Below are 12601 nucleotides of genomic sequence, written 5' to 3'. Positions count from 1 at the left end.
TCTATTTTGGCAAAAAAAGAGAGAAAATGCAAGAGAGAAGGGTAAAAGAACAAGCAAAAAGAACTCCGAAAAGATAGTGGAGTTCTTTGATATAGCTTTCATTTCTTTAAGAAAAGTCTGCCTTGCTTTTCACGTCGCTGTATTCTTCAGCGATTTCTTGACTGAGAATGTCCTCATAGGCAGGGAGTTGGATATCCTGACCGTATTTTTTCTTGAGGGCAGTAGTGACCAGGCGATAAGCTAGATTGGCATTACGAGAAAGGATAGGCCCGTGGAAGTAGGAACCAAAGACATTCTTATAATGAACCCCTTCGCCGACCTTTTCTTCATTGTTTCCATTTCCATAGACAACCTGTCCCAGAGGTTTTTGGTCATCTGAGAGGAAGGTACGGCCCTGATGATTTTCAAAGCCATAGTAGGTTTCATCGAATTCTTCATTGTGAATCTTGATATCACCGATAAAACGGTTATTGGTCTGGTTGAGGGTGTAGTGACCCATGACCCCTAGCCCTTCTATGCGTTTCCCTGAAGCCTCAACATAATATTGCCCCAATAGTTGAAAACCACCGCAGATAGCGAGAACCACACCGTCATTTTGGATGTAGTTGTCAATGCTCTCTTTTTTAGCAGGAAGATCGCTAGCGATAATACTTTGTTCAAAATCTTGACCGCCGCCGAAAAAGGCGATATCGTAATGGTTTTCATCAAAATAATCATGGAGAGAAACGATGTCAACCGTCACATGAGCTCCCAGTTTTTCAGCCACATACTTGAGCATGAGGATGTTTCCATTGTCCCCGTAGGTATTCATGAGGTTTCCATAGAGGTGGGCAATGTTGAGCTGATAAGGATAGTTGCCATCTTTTGAGGAAAGTGAAGTATAAACCATCAGTTCATCTCCTTTCTAACAATCTGACGACTAGCCAGCAGTTCGCGGAATTCCAGCATAGCAGTATAGGTAGCTAGGATATAGGCATGCTTGCAGTCTTGGTTCTCAATGGTCTTGAGAACTTGTTCCAGATTGCTTGTTTCAGTGATTTTATCAGCTGGATAGCCCGTCACTCGTAGACGGCGTGCGATTTCAGAATGACGAACACCACCAGCGTTAATTTCTGGAATGTCCATGTCAGTGATTTGTTCAAAGTCCGCATCCCAGATCCAGCTAGTATCAATCCCATCAGCATAGTTGGCGTTGAGAAGGACAGAAAGGCTAAATGGATAAGGAGCTAGTTTGATCATTTCGATAGCCTGAGTTGCGCCGACTGGGTTTTTAATCAAGACAAGGGTGCATTCTTTATCGCCGATATGGAAGGTTTCCTGACGACCAAAGACAGCACGGCTCTTGTCAAATCCTTGCTTGATCCGTTGCGAATCTGCACCGAGAAAGCGAGCAATGGCAACCGCAGCTAGCGCATTGTAGATGTTGTAAAGTCCACCGATTTGGATGCCGTATTCTTGTCCGTCAATCACAAAGCGAGAGCGATTGTTGGTCAACTCAACCAAGTCTGTCAGACGGTAGTCCAAGTCAGGTCGTTTGCAACCACAATTTTCACAGATATAGGCCCCCAAGTTGGCATAGGTATTGAGCTCGTATTTGAGGATGCCTTGACAGTCAGGGCAGAGAATCCCTTCGGTATTGTAGTGAGCCAGTTGGGCTGGTCCTTTTTCCAAGTCAAAACCAAAATACTCTACAGGATTTGGAATAGCTGGCTTGTAGAAAAGGGGACTGTCACCATTGAGGAGAACAGTAGCCGTAGGCACCTTACGAATGGCATCCAAAATCATGTTATAAGTCGTGTAAATCTCACCATAGCGGTCCATCTGGTCACGGAAGATATTAGTGATGATAAAAAGACTAGGATGGATGTAGTCACAGATACGAGATAGACTGGCCTCGTCAATTTCTAGGACTGCAATATTTTTTCCAGTTTTTGAAGATTTGGCGGTCAAGAAGGTTGTCGTAATCCCCGTAATCATGTTGGCACCACTAGGATTGGTCAGAACCTGACCATAAACTTCTTTTAAAATGCCGACAGTGAGGGCAGTTGTCAGGGTTTTTCCATTGGTTCCAGTAACCACGACAATCTCGTAGTTTTTAGCTAGGTTTTGTAAAATATCTTTATCAAATTGAAGGGCAAGTTTTCCTGGGAGCGTACTTCCACGACCAAGACGGCTCAAGATGAAGTGAGAAGAACGCCCAGCAAGGAGGCCCAAAGTAGTTTTTAAGTTCATGTTTCTATTATATCATACTGCGCCCAGCAGTCCAATAACTAAAGTAACCTCTAAGATCAACTAAAGAAGTAACCTTAGAAGTGCTTTTTAGGTTCTGATTAAACCAAACCAATCAAATACAATATCTTTGGATTTGATAACTTTGGCAACTTTAAGAAATAAATCTTTCTTACTCTGAACATAAGAAAGTAGAGGACATCGATTATCCTCTACAGGTTTTAAAATTTCATTAATCCATTATAACTGACAAAGATACCTAACTTTTGGGATTTAGATCATTTTTTGGAAAGTCTCTTTTATAATAAATTACGAATTTTTTCTTTTATAAATGCGTTAAGAGGATAGTGTTTATCAAGATATTCTAGGAGTGCCTGAGCAGATTCAGAAATTCGTTCGTAACCTTGCAAGAAGTGAGGCAATTGTTTGGCCTCATTTGGATAACCTTTTTCAAATCTTCTGTTGCTGTTAAAAATATCTATAAAATCAGATTTAGAAGTTTTTTCCAAATTGATTAGTTCGGTCCAAAGCTTGACGGATCTGTTTTGAATGAAATCATAAGCAGCCAATTTTTCGCCTCGTTGATAGCGACCTAGTCCTATATATAGATTGCATAAAATTTCTCCCAACAGCCATTCACGGTCTCTATTTTCTTTTGATGGCAATCTTTGTGGCCGGCAGATTGTTTCATCAAAACCGACCTCCTTCCAGACAATCTTGCCTTCAGCGAAGGGAATGTTTACTAGTTCATGAGCTTCAAAGACAGCAAATTCACAAAAAACATCATCTTCAAATAGAACTTTATGTCCGTCCACTGTATTTTGGTAGTGAAATGCAATTGGTTCTAGATTACTTAACCAAGTTAGGTCCTGTATATAGGCCTGCTTGTAGCCATCTTTTACAATAACAAAAAAATCCAAATCTGAGTATTGATCCAATCGGTCTCTTTCTACTCCGCAAGAACCAAGTGCCAGCAAAGCTAGTGCTTGTCTAGAATCTTTTAGAGACTGACCAATATCATCTAGTCTTTGTAACAGTAATTCTGTTTTATTCATAATCGTTACCTCATTATTTCTTGTTTACAGACATTATATAGTTAATGTTTTCGAAAGTCAATTTCATCCCATACCAAATATATACTAATGTAATATGGGATTTCTTTCGATATTTTTTACAATGATAAAGTTTAAACATTTTGCAGAGTATTGCTCATATTATCAAGAATGAAGAAATTTGAAGTATCCTTTGATTGATTAGAAAGTGATTCTTATCTTTAAAAAGATTAAATAATTTGGAAAATATTTGAGAAGAAAAAATATATCGACTTAGCCATCAATTTGCAAACGGTAAAACCTTTCCACAAACGATGAAAATACACATACGACCCGCGCAAAGAGTGGATAATTTACTAATTAGGCATGAAACAATCATTGCAAAATATACTTTTTAAATTACCCATAAAACGATGAGCTGAAGAGAGTTATTCAAAGTCATATGTATTGCTGATATTTGAAAGAGTGACCTGAGACTCAATATATAATTAGGACTGCTAAGTAAAGTTTGGATATTATATCATAAAAGAAAGAAAAGACAGATTTGAGATTTGGTAGAAGCAAAAACAGCCCGACGAGGGCTGTGAGTGATTAATTCTGAAACCAAGTTGCGATTGGGAAGTCGTTTTGTTTCAGTTCCAGTTTTGTTTTTGTTAGAAGTCGGCCATTTTCTAAGGAATACAATAACAAATGTTGATTGGTTACGACCAATACCTTGTTTGTCAAACTTGTATCAATGTGTATTATTTCTTCTGTAGAGTCAGGCAAATCTTTTCTGACATTAATCAGATAGCTAGATTCATCAGAGAGATTGACAATAGATAAGGCACAGTGATCATTTCCATCCGCCTCGTGTTTTACAATCAAACGATCCTCTTTCGGTGTTTTATAAAGAAGATTGGGATTGTCCTCTGGTAGCGTGATGAAGTGCTTTTCTTTACTAGACAAGTTCATAACAAGTATGCGATTGTCTGGATCTTTGGAGAAAGTTTCTGTATTTCGGGTATAAGCAACACTACTGTAATAATTGTCACCGATTAATTCAGAAGACGTCAACATTTCAACGATATTTCCTTCGCTTGTCAGAGGTGTGCGAGACAATTCTTTTAGTTGATCATTTTCGTCCAATTCAACTAAATAACCATCGAACACTAAAGCGGGTCGTTGACGAGACTCATCATGAAATCCCAGACCGAGATAGAGGCGGTTCCCTCTTCCGTGAAACTGGATTGGAAAGGAAGTGGATTCGGAGAATGTTTTCTGAGTAATCAGCTTTCCTGAGATGTCAAACATACTGAGCACTCCATCCTCAGTTGTAGTTTGGCCTGTGTAGAAGAACTTGTCTGATACTCCAGCTCCCGAATAAGCATAGAAGGGAGTTGAAGTTTGTCGAATATCCCCTGTCTGAAAGTCAAGAGATACGATGTTCTGAGTGGATGCCTTCCCTCTGGTATTTCCAGATGAAAAGACGAGATAGCGATTGTCAAACCGTCCCTGAGGAAACCAGAAATTGACATCTTCTGCAATAGAGACGTCCTCAGTCTTCGTGAGTTGAAACTGATCGTTTTGCAACTGATAACTTTGAATGGATTTCGAATTGACAAGGTAAAAATCAGCAGTCTGATTGACTGTGAATTGCTGTTTTTGAGGTGAAATCAAGCGAAAAAGCATCCAGAAAAGCAGGAGAAAAATGAAGACTACACTGGCACAGAAAATCAGTGTTTTCATAGCCGAATTTTTTCCTTTGAATAGAAAGGAAAAAGGAGTGTGTTTTGACAGTTTAACTTGCTTCCCCATGTGACTAGCCTCCTTTTTGAACAGAAAATGAAGACAACATCCTACACTTATATTATAAACTTTTACAGCTAAAAGCACAAATAATCTTGCAAGGAAACTATGAACTGGATAGAAAAAGACAAACATCAAAATGGATGCTTGTCTTGTGGAGAATATCTGAAAACTTAAATCGCAAACAAGTCATTCAAATTCTCAGCCAAGGTTGGGTGAGTGAAGATTTGTTTTGTGAAGTAAGTATAAGGAATCTTGTTGTCCATCGCAACAGTGATGATGTTGATGATTTCTTGAGAACCTTCTGAGAAGATAGTTGCACCGAGAATTTCTTTGGTTTCAGTGTTGACAACAGCTTTGAAAGCTCCACGAAGGTCTCCGTTTACGTGACCACGAGGCATTGCAGCAACAGGGATTTCCTTAACAGCGTATGGAAGTTTCAAATCTGCTGCTTGGCTTTCCGTCAAACCAACTTGTGAAAGTGCAGGTGTGATGAACATGGTGTTTGGTACATTGAGACGGTCTTCAAGAGTGTAGCTGCCATCTCCAGCAAGGTAACTATAGACAACACGGAAGTCATCAAGTGAGATGTAGGTAAATTGAGGTCCACCGTTGACGTCTCCAACTGCGAAGACACCAGGAATGTTTGTTTGACAGTGTTTGTCGACCTTGATAGCACCACGCTCTGTTAATTCAATATCGGTATTCTCAAGTTGAAGTGGTTCTACATTCGGTTGACGTCCAGTTGCGTAGAGAAGGGCATCGAAACGGTAAGTTTCGTTTTCAGTTACGACGAGAACTTGGTCACCGTCGTTTTTGATTTCAGTAGTACGGATATTTTGAAGCAATTCAATCCCGTCTTCTTCCATGTATTGTTTAGCAAGAGCTGCGATGGAAGGTTCTGCACGAGGTAGGAAAGTATCCAAGGCATCTAGGACGGTAACCTTGCTTCCAAGTTTGTTGTAAAGGCCAGCAAATTCAAGACCGATATTTCCGCCACCAAGGACGCCAAGCTTTTCAGGCAATTTGTCCAAGTTTTGGATACCTGTTGAGTCAAAAACATTCTTGCTTGTAGCAAGTCCTGGGATTGGCAAGACGTTTGAAACAGCACCAGTGTTGATAACGATAGTTTCAGCGGTCAATTCTTGTTTTTCATCACCAGCTTGGATTTCGATGACTTTATTTGAAAGAAAGTGGGCTTCCGCATCAAAAATATCGACGCCTGTACCAGCAACAGTCGCATAGTTTTTACCGTTAAGGCGACCAGTGATGGTGTTTTTGGTAGCAATGACTTCTTCAAAAGACAAATCTTTCTCAGCAGCAACTAGCAAAGTTTTAGTTGGGATACAGCCGGTGTTGATACAAGTTCCACCGTACATAGCTTTACTACGTTCGATAAGAGCTACTTTTTTTCCAGCAGAAGCTAATTTACCAGCTAGTGTTTTTCCAGCTTTACCAAATCCAATAACGATTAAATCATATGTTAACATTTATAGTCCTCCTATTCGATTTTCATTCTAGCATAAGAAAACACTTTTTGCACAAATCTGCTACGGGAGAAATGAGCTATATAAGGGTGTATTTATGGGAAATCGTTTACATGATTTTAGAGATGAATTCTACTATCTTTTGCCCCTCTCTTGTGTTATACTAGATGGGTTGCAAAGAAACTCGTACTTTTCTTTCGTGGAAAAGAAGCAACACGGTATCTCATTTTTAGATAAAGATACGTCATGAAAAGAAAAGTATATACTACGCGCTATAGGATGGCTTCGCACCATCTTTAGAAAGAAGAAAAACGTGAAATTTAATGAATTTAACTTGTCTGCTGATTTGCTAGCAGAGATTGAAAAAGCTGGATTTGTAGAAGCAAGTCCTATCCAAGAGCAGACCATTCCATTGGCCCTCGAAGGAAAAGACGTTATTGGTCAAGCTCAGACAGGTACAGGAAAAACTGCAGCTTTTGGCTTGCCAACCCTTGAAAAAATCCGTACAGAAGAAGCGACCATCCAAGCCTTGGTCATCGCTCCAACTCGTGAACTCGCTGTCCAAAGTCAAGAGGAACTTTTCCGCTTTGGTCGTAGTAAGGGAGTGAAAGTTCGCTCAGTTTACGGTGGTTCCAGCATTGAAAAACAAATCAAGGCCCTTAAATCTGGTGCTCACATCGTGGTAGGAACACCAGGCCGTCTCTTGGACCTGATTAAACGCAAGGCCTTGAAATTGCACGATATTGAAACCCTGATCCTTGACGAAGCGGATGAAATGCTCAACATGGGCTTCCTTGAAGACATTGAAGCCATCATTTCTCGTGTTCCTGAAAATCGTCAAACCTTACTCTTTTCTGCAACCATGCCAGATGCTATCAAACGTATTGGTGTTCAATTTATGAAAGAGCCTGAGCATGTCAAGATTGCTGCCAAGGAATTAACAACAGAATTGGTTGACCAATACTATATCCGAGTTAAAGAACAAGAAAAATTTGATACTATGACGCGTCTCATGGATGTAGAACAACCAGAACTTGCTATTGTATTTGGTCGTACCAAACGCCGTGTAGATGAATTGACTCGTGGACTTAAAATTCGTGGCTTCCGTGCAGAAGGAATTCATGGTGATTTGGACCAAAATAAACGTCTTCGTGTCCTTCGTGATTTTAAAAACGGCAATCTCGATGTTCTGGTTGCAACAGACGTGGCAGCACGTGGTTTGGATATCTCAGGTGTGACCCATGTCTACAACTATGATATTCCACAAGATCCTGAAAGTTATGTTCACCGTATCGGTCGTACAGGTCGTGCTGGTAAGTCAGGTCAGTCTATTACTTTCGTAGCACCAAATGAAATGGGCTACCTTCAAATCATCGAAAACTTGACTAAGAAACGCATGAAAGGCTTGAAACCATCAACAGCAGAAGAAGCCTTCCAAGCTAAGAAACAAGTAGCTCTCAAGAAAATCGAACGAGACTTCGCAGACGAAGTCATTCGTGGGAACTTTGAGAAATTTGCTAAAGATGCTCGTAAGTTAGCTGCAGAATTTAGTCCAGAAGAATTGGCTATGTATATCTTGAGCCTGACAGTCCAAGATCCAGACAGCCTTCCTGAAGTGGAGATTGCGCGTGAAAAACCACTGCCGTTCAAACCGTCAGGAAATGGACGTTCTGGAGGTAATCGTGGACGCGACAATCGTCGAGGAGACAACCGTCGTGGTGGTCGCCGTGATGATTTCAAAAAAGGCAGCCGCGGGAACGATCGTTTTGATAAAGATAGACGCTATCGTAATAAAGACAATAAAAAACCTCATAACACTTCAAGTGAAAAGAAGACTGGCTTTGTTATTCGTAACAAGGGAGATAAATAGGAAAAAGCGATTCAAAATGAATCGCTTTTTTATATAAGGAGACCGATAGTAAAAGAAGATGTATAAAAGTAAAGGAAAGGTGAGATGGGAAGGGGAACTTTAATCCATCTTCTTATAATATTATTATATAAAAATCCAAACAGGATGTCAATAAAAAATTGCTATTTTTATAAAATATTTTTGCTTTTAAAAATTGCAATTCAATAAGCAATTTTCAGATAATTATTGAAATAAAGACTTTTCTATGTTATAATGGAAGCGATTATATGCGAGGTAAAAAATGGCACATTTATTAGAAAAAACAAGAAAAATTACATCAATTTTAAAACGCTCAGAAGAGCAAATGCAGGATGAACTTCCATACAATGCCATTACACGTCAACTAGCAGACATTATTGATTGCAATGCCTGCATTGTCAATAGCAAGGGTCGTCTTTTGGGCTACTTTATGCGCTATAAAACCAATACAGATCGTGTAGAGCAGTTTTTCCAAACCAAGACGTTCCCAGATGACTATGTACAAGGGGCAAACATGATCTATGATACAGAAGCCAATCTTCCTGTTGAACATGATTTGACTATTTTTCCTGTAGAGAGTCGTGCGGATTTTCCAGATGGTTTGACAACCATTGCTCCCATTCATGTATCAGGGATTCGCCTAGGTTCCTTGATTATTTGGCGTAATGACAAGAAATTTGAAGATGAGGATTTGATTCTTGTTGAGATTGCGAGCACGGTTGTGGGGATTCAACTCTTGAACTTCCAACGTGAAGAAGATGAGAAAAATATCCGTCGCCGTACGGCTGTTACTATGGCGGTCAATACCCTCTCCTACTCAGAACTTCGTGCTGTTTCAGCTATTTTATCTGAGCTAAATGGAAATGAAGGACAATTGACTGCATCTGTCATTGCAGATCGTATCGGTATTACGCGCTCAGTGATCGTCAATGCTCTCCGTAAGCTAGAGTCGGCAGGAATTATTGAAAGCCGTTCACTAGGAATGAAGGGAACCTATCTCAAAGTATTGATTTCAGATATCTTTGAGGAAGTGAAAAAGAGGGACTACTAATGGCAAAGGCTTTAATCTCGATTGACTATACAGAGGATTTTGTAGCAGATCAGGGAAAATTGACAGCAGGTGCTCCTGCTCAAGCTATATCAGAGGCAATCAATCAGGTGACCAGACTGGCTTTTGATCGTGGAGACTATGTTTTCTTCACCATTGATGCTCATGAGGAAGGGGATGATTTTCATCCTGAGAGTAAACTTTTCCCACCTCACAACATCATTGGAACTAGTGGTCGCAACTTGTATGGAAAACTAGCAGATTTTTACCAAGTCCATGCTTCTGATAGTCGTGTTTTTTGGATGGACAAGCGTCACTATTCAGCATTTTCAGGAACGGATTTAGATATTCGCTTGCGAGAACGTCGTGTAGATACAGTCATTTTGACTGGTGTTTTGACAGATATTTGTGTTCTCCATACGGCTATTGATGCTTATAATTTAGGTTATCAAATCGAGGTTGTCAAGCCTGCGGTTGCCTCCATCTGGCCAGAAAATCATCAGTTTGCTCTTGGACATTTTAAGAACACTTTGGGAGCCAAATTGGTGGATGAAAATCTTGATGAAATTAAAGAATGATTCCCTTGGAAAAATGAAAAAAATCTGAAAAAAGTGTTGACAAAGATTTTGAAAGTTGATATACTAGTAAAGTAATCGACGCGGGGATGGCGGAATTGGCAGACGCGCAGGACTAAGGATCCTGTGACCGCTTTAGGTCGTGGGGGTTCAAGTCCCTCTCTCCGCATAGGATAAGAGTTAGCTTTGGCTAGCTCTTTTTGTTTTCCAAAGAAGGCTAGAGGTACAGTTCGACTATCGGAAGAGCTTGGCATCAAGAACTATCATTTATGGCATGGAGTCGATTTTTGATTGGTAAAACGTGTTCTAAAATGAAGAAAGTTAGCAGTTGCTAGCTTTCTTCATTTTTTCAAAAAATAAATCAAAAAATTTTTTCGATTTCATAAACATTTCATATTTGGATTTTATAATAGTCTTACAAACATGGAGGTGACAAATGAATCCAATCCAAAGAGCTTGGGCTTATGTCAGCAGAAAACGACTGAGAAGTTTTATTTTATTTCTGATTTTATTGGTCCTATTGGCCGGAATTTCAGCCTGTTTGACTCTGATGAAGTCCAACAAAACAGTAGAAAGCAATCTTTACAAATCACTCAATACATCTTTTTCTATCAAAAAGATAGAAAATGGACAGACCTTCAAGTTGTCTGGCCTAGCATCCGTGAGCAAGATTAAGGGACTGGAAAATGTCTCTCCTGAACTCGAAACGGTCGCAAAGCTGAAAGACAAGGAAGCGGTGAGTGGTGAGCAGAGCGTTGAACGTGATGATTTGTCAGCTGCGGACAAGAACTTGGTTAGCTTAACGGCTCTTGAGGATTCATCCAAGGATGTCACCTTTACCAGTTCGGCTTTCAAACTAAAAGAAGGGCGACACCTTCAAAAAGGGGACTCCAAGAAAATCCTCATCCACGAAGAGTTGGCCAAGAAGAACGGTCTTTCGCTTCATGACAAGATTCGCTTGGATGCTGGTCAGTCAGAATCTGGAAAAGGGCAAACAGTAGAGTTTGAGATTGTCGGTATCTTTTCTGGTAAGAAACAAGAAAAATTCACAGGCTTATCTTCTGACTTCAGTGAAAACCAGGTCTTTACAGACTATGAAAGCAGCCAAAGCCTTATGGGAAATAGTGAACCGCAAGTCAGTGCGGCGCGCTTCTATGTAGAAAATCCCAAGGAAATGGACGGACTCATGAAGCAGGTAGAAAACTTGGCCTTGGAAAGTCAAGGCTACCAAGTCGAGAAGGAAAACAAGGCCTTTGAACAAATCAAAGACTCAGTTGCAACCTTCCAAACCTTCCTAACCATCTTCCTTTATGGGATGTTGATAGCAGGAGCTGGAGCCTTAATTTTGGTCTTGTCTCTCTGGTTGAGAGAAAGGGTCTACGAAGTGGGGGTTCTTCTGGCGCTTGGAAAAGGTAAGAGCTCGATCTTCCTACAATTCTGTTTAGAGGTAGTTTTAGTATCTCTCGGAGCTTTACTTCCATCCTTTATCGCTGGAAACGCCATCACATCCTATCTACTCCAAACTGTACTAGCCAGTGGAGATCAGGCAACCTTACAGGACACGCTGGTCAAAGCAAGTGGTCTATCAACCAGTCTCCTATCCTTTGCAGAATCCTATGTCTTTCTGCTCCTGATTGGTTGCTTATCAGTAGCCCTTTGTTTCGTATTTCTATTTAGAAAATCGCCGAAAGAAATTTTATCATCTATTAGTTAATACTCTTCGAAAATCAAATTTAAACCGTGTCAGCTTTATCTGCCACCTCAAAGCTGTGCTTTGAGCAGCCTGCGGTTAGCTTCCTAGTTTAATCTTTGATTTTCATTGAGTATAAGAAGGAGAAATCATGACTTTATTACAATTACAAGATGTTACCTACCGTTATAAGAACACTGCTGAGGCAGTTTTATATCAGATCAAGTATAATTTTGAACCCGGAAAGTTTTATAGTATCATTGGTGAGTCAGGAGCAGGAAAATCCACTCTCTTGTCCCTGCTTGCGGGTCTAGATAGTCCTGTTGAAGGTTCTATCCTTTTCCAAGGAGAGGACATTCGGAATAAGGGATATTCTTATCATCGCATGCACCATATTTCCTTGGTCTTTCAAAATTATAATTTGATTGATTACCTTTCTCCACTGGAAAATATCCGCTTGGTCAACAAAAAAGCAAACAAGGATACACTTCTTGAACTTGGTCTGGATGAAAGTCAGATCAAGCGGAATGTTCTCCAGTTATCAGGTGGTCAACAGCAACGTGTAGCCATCGCTCGCAGTTTGGTATCAGAAGCTCCAGTTATTCTAGCTGATGAGCCAACAGGAAATCTGGACCCTAAAACTGCTGGAGATATTATCGAACTACTCAAATCACTTGCTGAGAAAACAGGTAAATGTGTGATTGTCGTCACCCACAGTAAAGAAGTGGCACAAGCATCAGATATTACACTTGAATTGAAGGATAAGAAACTGACTGAAACTCGCAATACTACAAAATAAGATGAGCTTGTTTTGATAGAATGATAAAAACGAATCAAATCTAGA

Annotated in this window: 10 protein-coding genes and 1 tRNA gene; 6 read left to right on the top strand and 5 right to left on the bottom strand. The window is 40.1% G+C overall.

Going from position 1 to position 12601, the window contains the following annotated elements; all coding sequences use genetic code 11:
* Positions 1-106: 106 nt before the first annotated feature.
* The 5 genes from gatD to MK403_RS01465 all read right to left on the bottom strand — a co-directional run bounded on the left by gatD (position 107) and on the right by MK403_RS01465 (position 6559).
* Entirely contained in the window at positions 107-889 is a 783-nt protein-coding gene (gene gatD, locus MK403_RS01485) for a lipid II isoglutaminyl synthase subunit GatD (RefSeq protein ID WP_268708734.1), read from the bottom strand.
* Positions 889-2232, bottom strand: a complete 1344-nt coding sequence (gene murT, locus MK403_RS01480) for a lipid II isoglutaminyl synthase subunit MurT (protein ID WP_268708733.1) — start codon at positions 2230-2232, stop codon at positions 889-891. The genes gatD and murT overlap by 1 nt, the downstream gene beginning before the upstream one ends.
* 296 nt (positions 2233-2528) lie before the next feature.
* A complete protein-coding gene (locus MK403_RS01475) occupies positions 2529-3284 on the bottom strand; it encodes a hypothetical protein (protein ID WP_084852572.1) in 756 nt (251 codons plus the stop codon).
* A gap of 588 nt (positions 3285-3872) precedes the next feature.
* On the bottom strand, positions 3873-5009 hold the full coding sequence (locus tag MK403_RS01470; protein WP_268708732.1) for a hypothetical protein: 1137 nt from the start codon (positions 5007-5009) through the stop codon (positions 3873-3875).
* Between the two features lie 233 nt (positions 5010-5242).
* Entirely contained in the window at positions 5243-6559 is a 1317-nt protein-coding gene (locus MK403_RS01465) for an FAD-containing oxidoreductase (RefSeq protein WP_268708731.1), read from the bottom strand.
* 310 nt (positions 6560-6869) lie between these two features.
* On the opposite strand from MK403_RS01465, the gene MK403_RS01460 reads away from it, so the two are divergent.
* The 6 genes from MK403_RS01460 (at position 6870) to vex2 (ending at position 12556) form a co-directional block, all read left to right on the top strand.
* Entirely contained in the window at positions 6870-8426 is a 1557-nt protein-coding gene (locus MK403_RS01460; protein WP_268708730.1) for a DEAD/DEAH box helicase, read from the top strand.
* A gap of 280 nt (positions 8427-8706) precedes the next feature.
* Positions 8707-9495 (top strand): GTP-sensing pleiotropic transcriptional regulator CodY, encoded by a 789-nt coding sequence (gene codY / locus MK403_RS01455; RefSeq protein WP_004246012.1) that lies wholly within the window; start codon positions 8707-8709, stop codon positions 9493-9495.
* Positions 9495-10070: a cysteine hydrolase family protein gene (locus tag MK403_RS01450; RefSeq protein ID WP_268708729.1), complete on the top strand. Its 576-nt coding sequence runs from the start codon at positions 9495-9497 to the stop codon at positions 10068-10070. The genes codY and MK403_RS01450 overlap by 1 nt, the downstream gene beginning before the upstream one ends.
* 80 nt (positions 10071-10150) lie before the next feature.
* Positions 10151-10236: transfer RNA gene (locus MK403_RS01445), tRNA-Leu, on the top strand.
* 267 nt (positions 10237-10503) lie between these two features.
* Entirely contained in the window at positions 10504-11781 is a 1278-nt protein-coding gene (locus MK403_RS01440; RefSeq protein ID WP_268708728.1) for an ABC transporter permease, read from the top strand.
* A gap of 127 nt (positions 11782-11908) precedes the next feature.
* A complete protein-coding gene (gene vex2, locus MK403_RS01435) occupies positions 11909-12556 on the top strand; it encodes an ABC transporter ATP-binding subunit Vex2 (RefSeq protein ID WP_125827999.1) in 648 nt (215 codons plus the stop codon).
* Positions 12557-12601: the final 45 nt, after the last annotated feature.

This window comes from Streptococcus oralis, from assembly GCF_026782285.1.
GTDB classification, from domain to species: domain Bacteria; phylum Bacillota; class Bacilli; order Lactobacillales; family Streptococcaceae; genus Streptococcus; species Streptococcus oralis_CG.
Note: the sequence above shows the minus strand (reverse complement) of the source record. Positions and strands in the feature narration are given on the sequence as shown.